Below are 15,363 nucleotides of genomic sequence, written 5' to 3' on the forward strand. Positions count from 1 at the left end.
GGAGATAACATGATTGTTTTAATTTTATGTATGGCTGTTTTTTTCCTGACAGGCCTTATTCTGGCTGAAAAAAAAGAGAGCACTCTGGGAAAGCTGATCACCAAACTCCCTTTGTCCATTCTTTTTGTACTTGCCGCAATGATCTGTCAAAGACCGGATCCTGCTTACTATCGGCTTATTTTATCCGGCCTCTTAATGAGCCTGCTGGGGGATGTGCTGCTGGTGTTTTACCGGAGAGATCTGTTTCTGGCAGGCCTGGCTGCCTTTCTAATGGGACATATATTCTTTGCTTTGGCCCTGTTCAACCTGGGTAGAACCCCCTCCCCGGGATGGGGATTTCTGTGCAGTGTGATCACCATTGCCGGCCTGGGGGTGTTTGTATGGTTAAGGCCCCACCTGGGCACCATGAAAGGCCCGGTAATCGCCTATTTACTGGTCATTTCCTGCATGCTGGCGGGTGCGGGAAAGGTGCTGTTTGAACCGGCAGTGCCAAAACTGGGTAGAGGAATTATATTTGCCGGTGCCCTGCTGTTTTATTTCTCTGATGTGTTTGTGGCCCGGGATCGGTTAGTGGAAAAAGCCTTTGTCAATCGCCTGCTGGGCCTGCCAATCTATTATGCGGCCCAGTTTCTGCTGGCATTTTCCGTGGGGCTTGTGGGATAGTTGAGTTATTTATTGCAAAAACCTGGAAATCCAAAGATAATAGAATTCCTGCTCATTGAGCAGATGGCGAAACAACTTTTCAAAGGAGTAATATAGCAAAGATGACACAAAAAGCATTCCAGGATTATTATCCGGATGAATTCAGTCATTGTTACGGTTGCGGCAGACTGAATGAAAAGGGATTACAGATAAAAAGCTATTGGGAGGGAGAAGAGGCCGTGGCAAGATTCCTTCCGGGCGACCACCACACGGCCACTCCCGGCTTTGTATATGGCGGGATGATCGCGTCTTTGATCGACTGCCACAGCACCGGGACTGCGTCGGCCGCAGCGTATCGGAAAGAAGGACGGACCATGGATACCGATCCCCTTCGGTTTGTTACGGCCGCCTTGAAAGTGGACTATCTTGCGCCAACCCCGTTGGGGGTGGAACTTGAACTCCGCAGCAAAGTGATGGAAATCAAAGAAAAAAAAGTCGTGATTGAAACCAGGGTACTGGCAGACAATAAAACCTGTGCAACAGGGAATGTTGTGGCGGTCCGGATGCCGGAAACCATGATGACCAAAACAACCCAGCGCTGATTTAAGCCTAATATTAAGGAACATCAAAATGAACCAACAGAAAACAGCCATTTTTGCATTCCGGGGTGATCCCATGTGCTTTATCCACGTCCTTCTCAACGGGATTGACCTCTTTGAACGGGGCCAGGAAGGATTGATCATCCTGGAAGGGGAAGCCGTCACATTGATTCCCGAAATGGCCAAACCGGGACATGCCCTTTCAACCCTTTACCAGAAGGCAAAAAGCCTTGGTATAGTGCATGCCGCATGCAAGGCATGCGCCATCAAACTCAAAGTCGACAAAGAGATTGAAAAAGAAGGCATTCCATTCCTCGGTGACATGTCCGGTCATCCATCCATGGGAAGCTTTATGGAAAAGGGGTATCAAATCATCACGTTCTGATGCCTGGGGATCAATTTACATGGGGTCAGGCTTTTTTTATGGTGCTTTTATCGGGCTTGGTCCTAACTTCGCCCACTTGTCGTAATTGATGGTTCGATGGGGTCAGGCTTGTGTTATTGGAGGCTGAATCTTTTATCAGGCTCCATGCTTTTGATAACAGACTGTAATAGCAACGAAATTCAGCAAAAGCGTCAATAAGGCAAGCCTGACCCCATGCATACGAAAGTTAAGTTCTATAATTTATATCCGATCATTCGCAAAAAGCCTTTTCTTTTTTCAATATCGGCCTCGGTCTCAATACCCTTTGGCGAGAATCCGTCAATCACCCCGAGGATGCCCCTTCCCTGGTCTGTCTGGGCCACGATAACCTGTACCGGATTTGCTGTTGCACAGTGGATACTGGTCACCTCCGGCACCATTTTAATGGTGTTGAGGATATTAATGGGGAACATGTCTTTCATAAAAACGATAAAGGAATGGCCGGCAGCAAGTTCAAAGGCATTCTTTTTTGCCAGTTCGATCATGTCTTCATCTGTTCCACTGTATCGGACCAGACATTCTATGGATGCCTCACAGAATGCCACACCAAATTTTGCATTGGGCACGGTACAGATGATGGCCTCATAAATATCTTCAATGGTTTTGATAAAATGAGAATGGCCCAGAATAAAATTCAAGGCATCGGGATTTTCAATGGATATGGTTTTCAGTTCCATATTGACCTCCAAACGTTATATTAGGATATAGTTACATGAGATCAGGCTTTCTTTATGGCACTTTTTACCTGTCGGGTCATGAAATAATGATAAAAAGCATGGAGCCTGACCCCATCTATTAAAGCGAATGACCGAAAGTTGAGTTACTATAATCATACTTCAGATCGAAAAACAAGTTGCGTTATCCGGAGAACCTGCTAAATTGCTCGGAATTACAATGTTTTTAAGCGAGTCGTCATGTTTAAACGATTAAAGTTCCTTATTTATACCCGACCCTTTATTTTTTTTGCCTATTATCTTGTCCGGATTTACAGCCTGACCTTCCGCCTGCAGGTGATCAATGAAGAAAAATGGCAGGACCAGTTTAAACAGGGCAGGCCAATCCTTCTTTGTGCCTGGCACCAGCAGTTTTTCTCTGTGATCCGGCACTTCAAAACCTACTCAACATTCAATCCCGGCATCATGATCAGTCAAAGCCGTGATGGTGATCTGATTTCCGGTGTAGCCAGAAGAACCGGGTGGCATACCCCCCGGGGCTCCTCCTCAAGGGGAGGGAAAAACGCAATGAATGCCATGATCGAGCATTTGACAACCTACCGCCTGGGTGTCCATATCCTTGATGGCCCCAGAGGCCCCATGGGAAAGGTCAAAGCCGGGGTCATTAAAATGGCCCAGGCGACAGATGCCCTGGTGGTGCCGTTCTATATCCGGGCGGAACAGGCCTGGATGTTTAATTCCTGGGACAGATTTTTGCTTCCCAAACCCTTTTCAAAGGTCTTTTTAACCTTTGGAGATGCACTGCATTTTTCCCCGGACAACACCCTTAACGGGTTTGAAGAACAGCGACAGCTTCTGGAAACAACCATGCTGCCCGGTCTTATCCGTTAACCCACATCTCGGCCTGCCGACACAACGAATAACGAAAATGGTATTATGCCGCCCCCGAAGGGCGATCGGATCGGCCCCGGACCGTCGGCGGCCCATTTGCCCTACCGGTCTAAAGCGCAGGAACTGCGGGCAGGTGTGTCCTCAAACAGCCTGCGCTTCTTAACGCCCGGCAGGGCAAATGGGCTGATCGCCTTTGGGTCCGAACGGGCCGATCCGATCGCCCTTCGGGGGCTCTGCTGTCGCATTTTCATATAAAAAGAATCAAGCCAAGGCCGACAATGGCCTGGATAACATTAAAAAAACTATTTCTTGCATATTCAATTGATTTCATGTAATATTTAAATCTTTTGATTCCCATGGTCGGTAATTCCGGCCTTTTATTATTTTTAAGGAACCTTATGTCCCAGAAAAATCTACCCCTGACCGGGTTTGACGAAATGAACCTGACCCCACCTGTATTCGCAGTATTACAGGATGTGGGCTACACCACCCCCACACCGATCCAGGCCTTGACCATTCCTCATCTGATCCAAAACAAAGATGTCCTGGGCCAGGCCCGGACCGGCACCGGCAAGACCGCTGCCTTTGCACTCCCCCTGCTGTCCCGGATTGACCTTGCCAATAAACGGCCCCAGGTATTGGTGCTGACGCCCACCCGGGAACTGGCCATCCAGGTGGCGGATTCCTTTAAGACCTATGGCGCCAGGATGAAAGGGCTGAATGTATTGTCCGTCTATGGAGGCCAGAGTTATGGCATCCAGCTGAACCAGCTCAGGCGGGGCGTCCATGTCGTAGTGGGGACTCCCGGTCGACTCATGGATCATATGCGAAAAAAGACCGTGTCGTTTGAAAATCTTTTTTGTGTGATCCTGGATGAAGCTGATGAAATGCTTCACATGGGTTTTATTGATGATGTGGAATGGATTCTGGACAGAACGCCGGATACGTCACAAACGGCCCTTTTTTCAGCCACCATGCCCATGCCCATCCGAAAGATTGCTAAAAAATACCTGACAACCCCCGAAGAAATCCTTGTCCAATCCGATGCCACAGAGCTTCGCACCATCAAACAGCAATACTGGATGGTCAACGGCACTAAAAAAGCCCAGGCCCTGACCCGGTTTCTGGAAGCGACCGTTTTTGACGGGGTGATCGTGTTTGTTAAGACCAAAACCGAAACCCTTGAAGTGGCGAAAGTCCTTGAGGACAAAGGATTCAAAGCAGAGGCCCTGAACGGGGACCTTGCCCAAAATGCCAGAGAACGGACGGTCAACCGGCTGAAAAACAGCCATATCGATATCCTGGTGGCCACGGATGTGGCGGCGCGGGGCCTGGATGTAGACCGAATCTCCCATGTGATCAATTATGACATGCCCCCCAAGGTAGATCCCTATGTCCACAGAATCGGCAGAACCGGCAGGGCCGGTCGCACCGGCGAGGCCATCCTGTTCGTGGCCCGGAATGAGCGATGGATGCTGAGGGTTATTGAAAAGGCCACACGACAGAAACTCCAGGAAATCTTCCTGCCCTCCAACACGGCCATCAATAAAAAGCGAGTGGCCGACTTTAAACAGGCCATCACCCAGACCCTGGATTCAGAAGACCTGAGTGCTTTCGAAGAATTAATTGAGGGATATGCCCGGGAACACGACATCCCGGTGACCCAGGTGGCGGCTGCCCTTGCAAAATTATCCCACGGGAATACCCCCTTCTTTTTGCCGGCGGATAAGAATAAAAAAATCGCAAATGCCAAACCCATAAAAGAAAAGCAACTGAATAGAAAGCCCATGCCAGATAAAACGCATCTGTCTGAAAAAACCAGTGGGACTGGCAATATTGCCAAAAGAAAACCACCCAAACCGATGAAAACCCCTTCCTCGCCCAAAAAGGTGGGTGCTCCTCCCCTGGAAACCGGCATGGAACGGTATCGCATTGAGGTGGGCCGGAACCACGGGGTCCAGGCAGGCAATATTGTGGGGGCCATTTCAAATGAAGCCGGCCTTGACAGCAAACACATCGGCAACATTGACATTAATCAGGAATTTTCCTTTGTGGATCTCCCCTTTGGCATGCCCAACGAAATCTTCAAGCTGCTGAAAAAAACCTGGGTGCGGTCCCAGCAGATGGCAATTTCAAAGTGTGCCTGAAAAGAATCAACACCCGTTATCTCCAAATCCATGGGGTATGAATCGGGCCATATAAAATAAATTGGATCGCGTCTTTTTGAGACGGATCCAATTCAAACAGTCCGGTCCTCTGTCCTGGGAAAGTGGCTCCATAGAAGGGGTTCCAGCTCCTGGGCAAAGCCGGGTAGTGTCAGCCCCAGGCATAAAAACGCAATGAGAAATACCCCACAAATGGTTTTCAACAGTTATTATTCCGGATGGATTTGGGTGATTTTTGATCCTTGTACCCCAAGACCTGCCATCAACCCCTTCTGGTCAAAAAAGAAAACATAAATGTCATCTTTGGCCGTGGTGGTAGTCAGTGACCGGGCCAGGCCCTCATCCACAACAACAATGCTCGGACCGACACCGATCTCCCACCCAGAGCTGTTTTTAAGATACGCAAGGGCATCGTCCGTCATGAAAAACATGGCATATCCAAAGGATTGTGCGCCGGCCTGAAGCCCGTATGATGCTGCAACCGTATTATAATACCCCATTGTTTTGTTGCCTGCCCGAAGGGCTCCCTGACCATATTGAGCCCCAACAAGCAGACCGGCTTTGATCACATTTGGGAAAACCAGCATCCCTTTTGCCACCCTGGAAAGCTCCTTTGCCGCTGGAGATCCTTCATAAAGCTTTGCAATGGCTACATCGACTTCGCTGTCAATCACAGCAGCTGTTTCTGCAAATGCAACCCCCGTGGTAAAAAAAAGTGCTGCAATGGTAAGGATTGCGGCCAGAAAGCAAGTTGATTTTGATTTTTTCATTTTAATATCTCCTATTCTTGTTTCTTTGTATGAAAGTAGTGCGTTATGAGTTTTGAGTTGTGAGAAGTTATACCTCCCACAATACTCATACCTCACCTCTCATAACTTTCATGTTTTGTTGTGTCCGTCAGGACATGTGGGTTTATATAAAATAAAGGCCAGAATGATTACCAATTGTAAAGAATGGCCAGTCCAAAATATTGCTCATCAATGTCATAAAGATACCAGTCAGCGTTGCCGCGACTTTCTTCTTCAAATTCATTTGCCGCATATTTATAAAAAAGGGTGCTTGACCAGCCTTTATAAAATCGCCAGGTCACTCCGGTTTTAACGGTGTAACATCCTTCCGATCCGCCATATCCTGCATTAAGACTGGTATTCCAGGACCAGTTGGTATAAATCGGTACATCAAGAGAAAGACCGATAACGCCGTCTGTCCAATTATTATCAAGTTCTCTGCCTTGCTCGAAGGCACCAACATGAAGCGTTCTTTTCAACTCATGTTTGGTGTAACGCACCCCGCCCAGCAAATTGAGATTTAATCCGTTATTTTTATAGATGGGATATTCCGCTGTTAACTCAAATACCGTGACGTCAAAATCGACATGCCCCCAGATATTTGGATTATTTGTAAAGGCATCCCCTTCAAGATTGAGTTGAGCGAAGGAAAGTTGAAACATCCATTTGCCATCGGTGGCATAACTGCTAAATCCGAAGGCAGAGTCGATCAGATCAGACATGTCACTGGCATCCTCATCAAGATTTAGATCAACCGGACCACCTGCAAGCGTCGAATCCAATCCTATATCTCCTTCAATGGCCATCAAGGTCGGCCCCGTGCCCAATCCAAAATTCCATCCAGCATAAGCTGATGTGCTGATGGCACAAATAACGATAATCGTGATAAACCATAGATGTTTTACCTTCATTTTTCTCTCTCCTTTAAAATTTATTATCCCTTTTGTTGTGAAATTCTATACCCCGCGATCAGGTCGAACCGGCTGAATCGGTAGCCGACATCGCTGTAAACATTTACCGGGATGAAGCCCAGCGATTTCGTGCTGTTGAATATCTTTGGGCCAGTTACCCAGCCCGTATGTTTACCAGATGATCTTGTAGCCTGCCTCCATAGATCCATCTGTCGGCCGGTCTGAGCCAATGCCAATGGATGGACGCAGATAGACGCTGTGTCCTTTTGTGCCAAAGTAATTGTCAAGCATGGTTCCGACTTCGACATCGATCAGTATGAACTCAGTGTCGTTCTCATAGTCAATGACTGCCTGGGGATCAATCAGCGCCCACCTCTGTTTATCCTTTGATGTTTTTAGAATGAAAATGTCCATCAAACCCTGGTGAATATTACTTCGGCCATCATCCTCATCTACACTGAACTTATGTTGGTATGCTGGTGCGACCAGGTCAAACATGCCGCCAAAAGGCTTGAAGAAAACAGCAAATACCTGTGGGCCCAGTGAAGTTGCACCAAGGCCCAGGGCATCCTCGGATGCAGTATCAAAAAAGAATTCCATACCAAATGCTATGGCCATCTTATTGGCCATATTCAAATATGGCACTGTTAAAAATCGGATATCTGAATCTCCAAAACCAGAATCATCCAGATCATCCACACCATCGTTATTAATATCCGCTTCAAGTGCTACGCCCCGAATTCTGGCTCTAAACTGCCATTTCCCATCCAAAATAGGTGCTCTAAACTCCATTGTGGTGATGTTTTGATACCCGTCACCATCCGTGTTTAACCACTGATATTCATTGTAAATCCTTAAATCATAGGTAAAGTTAATGGGATTGGTCCCTGTCTTGTCTGATTTCATTGCATCTTGAGAGTTCTCTTCAGCATGGGCCTGAAAAGAAAAGATGATCAGACATGCCACCATTATCATTCCCAGTAAAAGCGGAAAATATTTGTTTGATTTCATGTGATGTTTCCTTTTTTAATTAGGGCAGGGAGCAAAGAAATTTTAAAATGCTCCCTGCCCTTAGGTTTTATCTGATTTAAGAAAAAGATTTCTTTTCCCAATCCCCTGTTATGGTTGAATTTCAACTCTTCTGTTTAAAGAGCGGCCCGATTCCGAATCATTGAGTGAAACAGGTCTTGTAAATCCAAACCCTTCAGTTGCAAGCCTGTCTGCGGCAATACCTTTTCCTACAAAGTAATCTTTAACCGCATTGGCCCTGTCAAGGGAAAGACCCATATTGTACTCGGAACTGCCGACATTGTCTGTATGGCCCTGGAGGGTAATATTCATTGAAGGATTCTTTTCAAGGACTGTGACAGCTTCGTTAAGCATTGGATAGGCTGCGGATTTAATATCTGATTTATCAAAATCAAAAAGAGCCGTATTACTGAATGCCCAGCAGCCGACAGTATTGACACTGGCACCTTCTGGTGTGTCTGGACATTGATCGCTCTTATCGTAAACACCGTCGTTATCACTGTCTTTTTCTGTAATTACCACCGGAGCAGCCTTAACCACAGGTGCTGGTTCGACAACCGGGGCAGGTTTTTCTGCAACAAAAACTTTTTCAACAAAAGCTGCCATGCCGGCACTGGTTAACAATTCACCGGCAGTTGAGTCAAATCCGCATTCTCCGATTTTTGCAAGCTCTTTTGCCCCGGCTACTACACTCTCAGGAGCGTCACCGACAAGAATGGGATAAAAACAGATAGAGGAACCATAGGCAGCGTTTAATACTTTTGCAGATGCCAATGGATCTCCTGGCAGATCAAGACCGTCACTGATGATAATAACGGCAGTCTCACCGGAAAGGTCCTTTAAATCAGTTCCTGCTGCCCCAAATGCTCTATACAGAGGACTGGTTCCGCCCGGTCTGGAGATTTTTCCAAAATTATCTTTCAGATTGTCAGAATTATATTTTTCCATTCCGTAAAAAAGCTGGGTATTCTTTTTTGATACACCTGGGTCGTGACCAAAGGATCTTACCCCTGCGACCTGTCCCAATTCAGGAACAGTTTCATTCAGTCGCAGTACCAGTTCCTGTGCAATTTTAAATTTGGATATTCCATAATACTCTTCATCCATGGAACTTGATGCATCAAAGATAATCAGGAAATTATCTACTTTTGATGAATACATGTCAGAATTATATTGTTTTGCTGAGAATGTAGGAATTGGTTTTACCTGTTTCTCAAACAATGAACATCCGGCAAGAAAACTGAATGCGATTACCAAAACCAAACTTTTAACCCCAAAGTTCTTAATCATTTTTTCTCCTTTTTTTTCGGCGAGACGAGTTCTAACCCACCCCGCCAGTGTGGTTAAAATTTTTACTTTCATAGCCGTTTCCTTTTTATTTGAGGTTAATGTGTTTGTTGTCTCCAAGTTATCGTTTCATTATGTTGTAGAAGGTCTGGGGCAAAAATAAAATCCCCCGAACAGGGGGAAAAATCATCCCCCACAATGGGGGATATTCATAATTAAAACAATCTATATAGTCAGGACCATCACCTGTAAAAAGTTGATCTCCAGGCGGATGCCGAGCACCACGGCATCGTCGTCGCTGTCCACATCTTTGCCGCTATATGTTTCTATCTGTGAGAGTACCGGATTCATGCGGACGTCATCCTGCTCACCTGAACGTGCCTCTGTAGACACTTGGTCCAACTATAGCCAATCGGCAAAGACGGTGCTGTAAATTGTCAGAACTGCCATAAATAATGCGGCCAGAATCGGTCCGAGCACCAATCCTGATGCGCCAAACAATGCTAACCCACCGAGCGTACTGAGCAGGATCAAAAGATCGGGCATTTGGGCATCTCGCCCAACAAGGACCGGCCTGAGAAAATTGTCTGCGGTACTGACAACCACTGCACACCAAATAAACAGACCTATCCCGGCAATTGAATTACCGATAATAAAAAGGTATAAAACAGCAGGAATCCAGACCAGCATTGCACCAATTCCGGGCAAGACGGAAAGAATTGCCATAACAGCACCCCAGAATACTGAGGCGCCAACACCCGCTACAGCGAAACCAATACTGCCAAGCATTCCCTGAATAATGCCAATAATGAGCGTACCTTTGACTGTGGCACGACTTACTGACAGGCCGACTTCTATCATTTTTTGCTTGTCGAGTTTCGTCAGGGGAACGTAGCTCAGAATCTTGTTCATCAGTGTTGGTCCTTTGATAAGAAAAAAATACATGGCATATAACATGACGAATAAGTTCAGAAAAAATACAGCAGCGCCTTCCGAAACCCTTGCCAGGTTCGAAGCAAAAATCATCCCGGTTTTCCCCGCTATTTCAGCAACCTTAGCTGAAATTTCCTCCGTATAGGGCGCTAGTTTATCAACAAAGGGTAGCCAGTCCGGCAATGTGGGATTATTTATGGTGGCGCTATCAACGTGCTTTTCGATCCAGGGCCTTACCATTTCCGTCACCCCGGTAGCTTGCTCAGCAACGAGGCCAAGCAGAAAAAGTAATGGCACGATAATGACCATGAGTGAAACAAGCAGTGTCAATATCGACGCCAATGCATTACGTCCGCCAGAAACCCTTTGAAACCAAAGGTACAAAGGATAAAGAATGCCACTGAAAACTGCGGCAAGCAGCAATGCCTCAAGAAAGCCGCCAATTAGAGCGATGAACCCCAGGCCGTAAGTGATGACCATTACCAGCACAAAACTTTTTTGAAATCGTTCTTTGTATGTAATTTGATCTTTCATCTATTTTCACCCCGGTATGAGACAATTATCTCAAATTATCGACAACGTCAGCAATAGCAAATACATCCTTTGCAACTGCTGACGTTGCAAATTTTCATAACAAAAACGTATGGTTTACTTTTTATCTTTGGTGAAATGTTTTTCCGCGCTCTCAAAGGCCATTTTCATGACGTCAATAGAGCTTTCCACCCCTGCTTTCACCTCTTCCCATGCGCCTTCAGAGCTTTGTTCAAACGCTTCTAATTTGACTTTTGCCTCATTTAATTCTTTGTCGAGTTTCTCGACATGGGGTTTTATTTTATCTTCTGTCTCTTTCATACCGAGGTGCATCTGCACCTTGGCCTCATCCATTTTTGTCTGCCAGGTTGCCAGCTCTTTTTCCAACTGTTCTTTAATCGTCTGTTTTTTAGCTTGTTCGCTCATAATAGTCTCCTTTTTGTTTTAAAATTCTTATTTCCTCTAATCAGCAAAACGCCATTACTGCCCGCTCAGTTAATTGCCACCTCATCGCTCACCATTTTTGCACGGACAAATGTAAACGTTGCGCCAAACAGAAAAATGGCTGATGCATAATATATCCAAAGCATCACCAGCAAGACATTGCCTGCAGCTTGATAAAGGTTGGCAACCGTGCGGCCGCCCAGGAAATACCCGATCAGGTATTCACCTGCTGCTACCAAAATAGCTGTCACCAGGGCACCTAACCAAATATCCTGCCATTGCAGCTTCGTGTTGGGTAAATATCTGAAAAGCAATGCAAACAATAAGGTGGTGAGAGCCAATTCAACAAAAAATGAATTAAAAAAAACCATATATATTGATATTCCACCAAGCCATATCACCGAATAATTACCGAACTTGGCGATCATCGTCTGCAGTCCCACCGAAACGAGCAAAAGAAATGAGAAGGCGATCATCAAACACAAACAGATACTTCGATCACGAAGCATCAGACCAATTCCGAAACCTTTCGCCTCAGCCGGCTGCACCTCAAAGATTCGATTCAGGCTGATTTCCACCGAGACCATTACCGTAGTGGCTGTGAATAGCAGCAACGCGATCCCCATTGCACTCGCCCACCAACTAGGCTCATGAATATTTATCTGTTCAGCCGTCGCTATCATTTGCTGTGCTCCCCCTCGGCCTACCAGGTCACCGATCTCAAGCGAGATCGCCTCACGCACCACAACTTCCTTATTAAAACGAGCCGCAATCCAAAGAATAATGAGTAACATCGATGGTAAAGAGAAAATCATATAAAAAGCAAGCGCCGCCGCCTGTGTCAGGACATCTTCCTTGAAAAATTTTACAATCGTTTTTCCTAGAACCTGCTTATAAAAATATAACCTATGGTGAATGCGCATCTTCATCAAATGGGACCTCTGACCATCACGGGTTTTAACCCGCCTCTTTATTTCTTTGTCGTGGGCAATTTACTTGACCAACTCATCGTTGGCATACAATTTTGCATCTCCACCTTTAGAGAGACCGCCACCATCATAATCAAATACCAGTTTCAGCGTGACCGGCCCGGCAGGCAACTTGCTTTCTGCCTGAATTGTGTAGCGTTCAAGGCCAAGGAAATGGCGGGGCGAGTTTTAACCGGCCCCGCCGATTTTATCAGAAAACTATTTTTCTCCATAGATCGCCTTTTTATCGGCGACGCCGGGACGGTCTCGGTCTCGGGCTCGGTCTCGGTCTGCTGGGAAGCTGTGACGGGCGGCCCATACTCGGCGGCCTGGGCTTAATGTGCCCGGGCTGAACAGGCCTGCGATCATAGTCGTGATGGACATGTACGTCTCTTCCCCAGTGAGGATAAGGGTCATGGTAACTCTGGTAATAGACATGACCGCCGCCCGAACTGGCACAACCACCTAAAAACAGCCCCGCGATGACAAACATAACTCCGGATATGACATTCATTGGTTTTCCCATGATGATTACTCCGCCGCCGTTGTTTTTGGCGACCATCGCTCGATAATTACTAACGCGCCTGACGGATCAGACAGCAATGACAGTCGATTGCCGTCGGCAGTTTGTCTGGGCTCAACCAAGATCTTCCCCCCCAGATTTTTTGCCTTCACGGCAATCTCATCGGTATCGGCGACCCGTACCACCGGCACCCAGCGCATCTCAAGTTTATCGTTCGCCGAGTAACGGATACCTGCCCGCCATTGCCCATCTTTCATCAGGATCAGATAGTCGGTTTTTTCACCGACAAAATGGTAGCCGGCAAGTTTTTGGTAAAACGCAATTGAGGCATCGACGTCATTGGACCAAAGTTCGTGCCAAAGCCACGACCCGATGACCGGTTCTTTATCCTCCGGATCCCCGCCCGAGGCGTGCAGCAACAGCAGCTGCGCACCCTGGGGATCTCTTACCAGAGCGGCCCGGCCGCGATTGCGCATGTCCATGGGTCCTTTAAGAACGATCCCCCCCTCTCTGTCGAACAGGGAAACCGCTTTGTCCACATCGGCAACCGAAAGCGTACAAAGCCAACGAGCCGCGCTTTTTACCTCGGAAACATCTTTAATTTGAGCCATGCCGCCAATGCTGAGGCCATTATTTTTGATCACCGTGTAGTCGCCAAGCTGCTCGAACGTCCAGCCGAAAAGGTGGCCATAGAAATCCTTAGCCACCGGAACATCATCGGTGAGCAGATCATTCCAGACGAATTTTCCCGAAAAATGTACCCCCGTGGGGGTATCGGTGACAGGGGTCAACGCTAACCCGGAAGTTTTGTTCATCCCCGCGCAACCCGTGAGCACAAATTGGATCAAAAAAAATATCACCGCAGCGTATAGCCCGTATCGAGGCAAATGGCTTCGCGGTCTGGGGGATGGTCGCGTCCTTATTCGTGCATTTAGATCCATCGTCGTCACCATTTCCTATGTTCTATTCTCCTTATTGAAATTCCCATAGGAGGCAGAACCTTTGGCGTTCCACCTCCTGCGGGAAAAAGATCCAGTCAATTACTTCACCAGCTCAATCTCACTTATTTTCCATTTCTGATCGTACCAAACCTGAGTTGGGCCATAAATTCTCCAAAGCACATGCCAGCTTCTTCCTGGTATGGTTTGTAACCAGTTCACCTTGCCTTCGGGTTTTTCAGGGCTGAAATAAATATCAAATGAACCGTCAGCATTTTGAATGACGGCTTTGTCCTTACTGGTTACGCCCGGGAAAGCCTGGTCGGTCTGCAATAGCGAACGGGTCTGCATATCATAGATGGTTACATCCCAAAAATTAGCTGCAGGAACGTCTGGCAGGATGTGCAGTTTATAGGTTTTGCTGCCATCAAATCGTCGACCTTGGGAATCACGAAGTCCTTCCAGATATTGAGAACCCGCACCTACCGGAGGTTTCACCATAGCTGGTGTAATTCCTGTGGCATAAAAATGGAACCGCTCACGCTCATTAATTAATCGAACACCATTACGCATAAATTCATGGCTCCCACCGGCAAAACCAGGTTCCCATGTTTTACTTCCGGGATATGCGGCAAAACTTTTATCACGGGCATTCCACTGTATAACTCTCTGTGTGGCATTACCCACATTTGCGGCATCATCAAGGATTTTTTTCATGCGTGCATCAGGCGCAAAAGGTTTTCCCTTTTCAATTCCAATTGAAGCAAGCATCCCTAATATTTCCGGACTAAAAGCCGAATTAGGCTCTTCCTGAACCACTTTATTAACTTCTGCAAAAAATTCACCGTTCGAAGCATGAAGGGTATTGATAAACTTGCCATTCAGGTCCACCCAATTAACCTCTTTTGGAGCATCTCCCAAAGGATAGAGGCGAAAATGATCCTTCATGTTTTTAACAATCGGTTCAGCTTTGAAATCGGTCATAAAACCACGTATTGCCAGCCAATGGCCATAGGTTTTGGATTGTTTAACAATGTATCCCTCGGGGATATCACCCTTGTAATCCGGTGGTAAAAGAAGATACTTACCGCCCTTACCTTTATCATCTCCTGCATTACCAAAATCACATAGATATCTGAACCAGAAATCATCAACAATTCCAAGCACATTGGGTGGTGTTTCCATCACCATGGGGCCATCTTTCAAATCGACCCACATAAAACCATAAATCACAGTCGTATTCCCTGTAAGAAGAAGCCCTCTTGGATCCAGGCGGCCATTCCAATAGATCATGGTTTCATTATCAGGACCAAAATCCCGAATACCTTTACGGAACCCTGACAGCGAAGCCGCAGGTGTCGTCATAATCATGACTTCAACGGCTCGGATAAAATCAAGATTGTCCCAAACCTTTTGGGCTGTTTCTTCCGTAGGAAAGCCGTCATTAAATTTCAGCGTGCCAATGCTTGTTTCCATCGTGTCCGGTGTAATGACATTCGCCGGAATCTTGGTGGTCATTTTGTATTTGGGTGGTGCAGCCCATGCCGCAGTTGTCAAGCTTGCCACCATCAGTCCTGTAATGGCCATGATGGCTAATGATTTTATTATCATGATTT

Annotated in this window: 17 protein-coding genes; 6 read left to right on the forward strand and 11 right to left on the reverse strand. The window is 46.6% G+C overall.

The window, feature by feature from the left end; all coding sequences use genetic code 11:
• Positions 1 to 9: 9 nt before the first annotated feature.
• The 3 genes from Q1Q15_RS01280 (at position 10) to Q1Q15_RS01290 (ending at position 1,626) form a co-directional block, all read left to right on the forward strand.
• The gene (locus Q1Q15_RS01280) at positions 10 to 663 is read left to right on the forward strand and encodes a lysoplasmalogenase (protein WP_300455519.1); all 654 of its coding nucleotides are present in this window, start codon (positions 10 to 12) and stop codon (positions 661 to 663) included.
• Between the two features lie 101 nt (positions 664 to 764).
• Positions 765 to 1,244, forward strand: coding sequence for a PaaI family thioesterase (locus tag Q1Q15_RS01285; protein WP_300455522.1), 480 nt, complete (start codon positions 765 to 767; stop codon positions 1,242 to 1,244).
• A gap of 28 nt (positions 1,245 to 1,272) precedes the next feature.
• Positions 1,273 to 1,626: a cytoplasmic protein gene (locus Q1Q15_RS01290; protein WP_300455524.1), complete on the forward strand. Its 354-nt coding sequence runs from the start codon at positions 1,273 to 1,275 to the stop codon at positions 1,624 to 1,626.
• 233 nt (positions 1,627 to 1,859) lie between these two features.
• Here Q1Q15_RS01290 and Q1Q15_RS01295 read toward each other — a convergent pair whose 3' ends face one another.
• Complete coding sequence (locus tag Q1Q15_RS01295) at positions 1,860 to 2,342, reverse strand: adenosine-specific kinase (protein ID WP_300455526.1); 483 nt, start codon at positions 2,340 to 2,342, stop codon at positions 1,860 to 1,862.
• Positions 2,343 to 2,579: 237 nt separating this feature from the next.
• Here Q1Q15_RS01295 and Q1Q15_RS01300 point away from each other — a divergent pair, with 237 nt between their 5' ends.
• Together Q1Q15_RS01300 and Q1Q15_RS01305 are read left to right on the forward strand one after the other, a co-directional pair.
• Positions 2,580 to 3,230, forward strand: coding sequence for a lysophospholipid acyltransferase family protein (locus Q1Q15_RS01300; RefSeq protein WP_300455530.1), 651 nt, complete (start codon positions 2,580 to 2,582; stop codon positions 3,228 to 3,230).
• A 398-nt stretch (positions 3,231 to 3,628) separates the two neighbouring features.
• Complete coding sequence (locus Q1Q15_RS01305; protein ID WP_300455532.1) at positions 3,629 to 5,377, forward strand: DEAD/DEAH box helicase; 1,749 nt, start codon at positions 3,629 to 3,631, stop codon at positions 5,375 to 5,377.
• 227 nt (positions 5,378 to 5,604) lie between these two features.
• Here Q1Q15_RS01305 and Q1Q15_RS01310 read toward each other — a convergent pair whose 3' ends face one another.
• The 8 genes from Q1Q15_RS01310 to Q1Q15_RS01345 all read right to left on the reverse strand — a co-directional run bounded on the left by Q1Q15_RS01310 (position 5,605) and on the right by Q1Q15_RS01345 (position 12,247).
• Positions 5,605 to 6,165 carry a lipid-binding SYLF domain-containing protein gene (locus Q1Q15_RS01310; RefSeq protein ID WP_300455535.1) on the reverse strand — a complete coding sequence of 187 codons (561 nt, stop codon included), beginning with the start codon at positions 6,163 to 6,165 and terminating at the stop codon, positions 5,605 to 5,607.
• Positions 6,166 to 6,332: 167 nt separating this feature from the next.
• Positions 6,333 to 7,094 carry a hypothetical protein gene (locus Q1Q15_RS01315; protein WP_300455538.1) on the reverse strand — a complete coding sequence of 254 codons (762 nt, stop codon included), beginning with the start codon at positions 7,092 to 7,094 and terminating at the stop codon, positions 6,333 to 6,335.
• 171 nt (positions 7,095 to 7,265) lie between these two features.
• Complete coding sequence (locus tag Q1Q15_RS01320) at positions 7,266 to 8,105, reverse strand: hypothetical protein (RefSeq protein WP_300455541.1); 840 nt, start codon at positions 8,103 to 8,105, stop codon at positions 7,266 to 7,268.
• A 108-nt stretch (positions 8,106 to 8,213) separates the two neighbouring features.
• On the reverse strand, positions 8,214 to 9,413 hold the full coding sequence (locus Q1Q15_RS01325) for an OmpA family protein (RefSeq protein WP_300455544.1): 1,200 nt from the start codon (positions 9,411 to 9,413) through the stop codon (positions 8,214 to 8,216).
• Between the two features lie 222 nt (positions 9,414 to 9,635).
• On the reverse strand, positions 9,636 to 9,761 hold the full coding sequence (locus Q1Q15_RS01330; protein ID WP_300455547.1) for a hypothetical protein: 126 nt from the start codon (positions 9,759 to 9,761) through the stop codon (positions 9,636 to 9,638).
• A gap of 51 nt (positions 9,762 to 9,812) precedes the next feature.
• Complete coding sequence (locus tag Q1Q15_RS01335) at positions 9,813 to 10,877, reverse strand: AI-2E family transporter (protein WP_300455550.1); 1,065 nt, start codon at positions 10,875 to 10,877, stop codon at positions 9,813 to 9,815.
• Positions 10,878 to 10,991: 114 nt separating this feature from the next.
• Positions 10,992 to 11,300: a hypothetical protein gene (locus Q1Q15_RS01340; RefSeq protein ID WP_300455553.1), complete on the reverse strand. Its 309-nt coding sequence runs from the start codon at positions 11,298 to 11,300 to the stop codon at positions 10,992 to 10,994.
• A 65-nt stretch (positions 11,301 to 11,365) separates the two neighbouring features.
• Positions 11,366 to 12,247 carry a YihY/virulence factor BrkB family protein gene (locus tag Q1Q15_RS01345; RefSeq protein WP_300455556.1) on the reverse strand — a complete coding sequence of 294 codons (882 nt, stop codon included), beginning with the start codon at positions 12,245 to 12,247 and terminating at the stop codon, positions 11,366 to 11,368.
• Between Q1Q15_RS01345 and Q1Q15_RS01350 the strand changes: the two genes are divergently transcribed.
• Positions 12,227 to 12,625 carry a hypothetical protein gene (locus Q1Q15_RS01350; protein ID WP_300455558.1) on the forward strand — a complete coding sequence of 133 codons (399 nt, stop codon included), beginning with the start codon at positions 12,227 to 12,229 and terminating at the stop codon, positions 12,623 to 12,625. The two genes, Q1Q15_RS01345 and Q1Q15_RS01350, sit on opposite strands and share 21 nt — an antisense overlap.
• 192 nt (positions 12,626 to 12,817) lie before the next feature.
• Here Q1Q15_RS01350 and Q1Q15_RS01355 read toward each other — a convergent pair whose 3' ends face one another.
• Together Q1Q15_RS01355 and Q1Q15_RS01360 are read right to left on the reverse strand one after the other, a co-directional pair.
• A complete protein-coding gene (locus Q1Q15_RS01355) occupies positions 12,818 to 13,624 on the reverse strand; it encodes a VOC family protein (RefSeq protein WP_300455560.1) in 807 nt (268 codons plus the stop codon).
• Positions 13,625 to 13,849: 225 nt separating this feature from the next.
• Positions 13,850 to 15,358, reverse strand: a complete 1,509-nt coding sequence (locus Q1Q15_RS01360) for a DUF1254 domain-containing protein (protein ID WP_300455563.1) — start codon at positions 15,356 to 15,358, stop codon at positions 13,850 to 13,852.
• Positions 15,359 to 15,363 lie beyond the last annotated feature (5 nt).

The sequence above is a fragment of the Desulfobacula sp. genome, assembly GCF_030145145.1.
Classification (GTDB): Bacteria; Desulfobacterota; Desulfobacteria; order Desulfobacterales; family Desulfobacteraceae; genus Desulfobacula.

Bases quoted from the DNA above. Each gene is read 5' to 3' on its own strand.
- Q1Q15_RS01280 (WP_300455519.1), top strand. From the start codon at position 10: ATGATTGTTTTAATTTTATGTATGGCTGTTTTTTTCCTGACAGGCCTT.
- Q1Q15_RS01285 (WP_300455522.1), top strand. From the start codon at position 765: ATGACACAAAAAGCATTCCAGGATTATTATCCGGATGAATTCAGTCAT.
- Q1Q15_RS01290 (WP_300455524.1), top strand. From the start codon at position 1,273: ATGAACCAACAGAAAACAGCCATTTTTGCATTCCGGGGTGATCCCATG.
- Q1Q15_RS01295 (WP_300455526.1), bottom strand. From the start codon at position 2,342: ATGGAACTGAAAACCATATCCATTGAAAATCCCGATGCCTTGAATTTT.
- Q1Q15_RS01300 (WP_300455530.1), top strand. From the start codon at position 2,580: ATGTTTAAACGATTAAAGTTCCTTATTTATACCCGACCCTTTATTTTT.
- Q1Q15_RS01305 (WP_300455532.1), top strand. From the start codon at position 3,629: ATGTCCCAGAAAAATCTACCCCTGACCGGGTTTGACGAAATGAACCTG.
- Q1Q15_RS01310 (WP_300455535.1), bottom strand. From the start codon at position 6,165: ATGAAAAAATCAAAATCAACTTGCTTTCTGGCCGCAATCCTTACCATT.
- Q1Q15_RS01315 (WP_300455538.1), bottom strand. From the start codon at position 7,094: ATGAAGGTAAAACATCTATGGTTTATCACGATTATCGTTATTTGTGCC.
- Q1Q15_RS01320 (WP_300455541.1), bottom strand. From the start codon at position 8,105: ATGAAATCAAACAAATATTTTCCGCTTTTACTGGGAATGATAATGGTG.
- Q1Q15_RS01325 (WP_300455544.1), bottom strand. From the start codon at position 9,413: ATGATTAAGAACTTTGGGGTTAAAAGTTTGGTTTTGGTAATCGCATTC.
- Q1Q15_RS01330 (WP_300455547.1), bottom strand. From the start codon at position 9,761: ATGAATCCGGTACTCTCACAGATAGAAACATATAGCGGCAAAGATGTG.
- Q1Q15_RS01335 (WP_300455550.1), bottom strand. From the start codon at position 10,877: ATGAAAGATCAAATTACATACAAAGAACGATTTCAAAAAAGTTTTGTG.
- Q1Q15_RS01340 (WP_300455553.1), bottom strand. From the start codon at position 11,300: ATGAGCGAACAAGCTAAAAAACAGACGATTAAAGAACAGTTGGAAAAA.
- Q1Q15_RS01350 (WP_300455558.1), top strand. From the start codon at position 12,227: ATGGTGAATGCGCATCTTCATCAAATGGGACCTCTGACCATCACGGGT.
- Q1Q15_RS01345 (WP_300455556.1), bottom strand. From the start codon at position 12,247: ATGAAGATGCGCATTCACCATAGGTTATATTTTTATAAGCAGGTTCTA.
- Q1Q15_RS01355 (WP_300455560.1), bottom strand. From the start codon at position 13,624: ATGAACAAAACTTCCGGGTTAGCGTTGACCCCTGTCACCGATACCCCC.
- Q1Q15_RS01360 (WP_300455563.1), bottom strand. From the start codon at position 15,358: ATGATAATAAAATCATTAGCCATCATGGCCATTACAGGACTGATGGTG.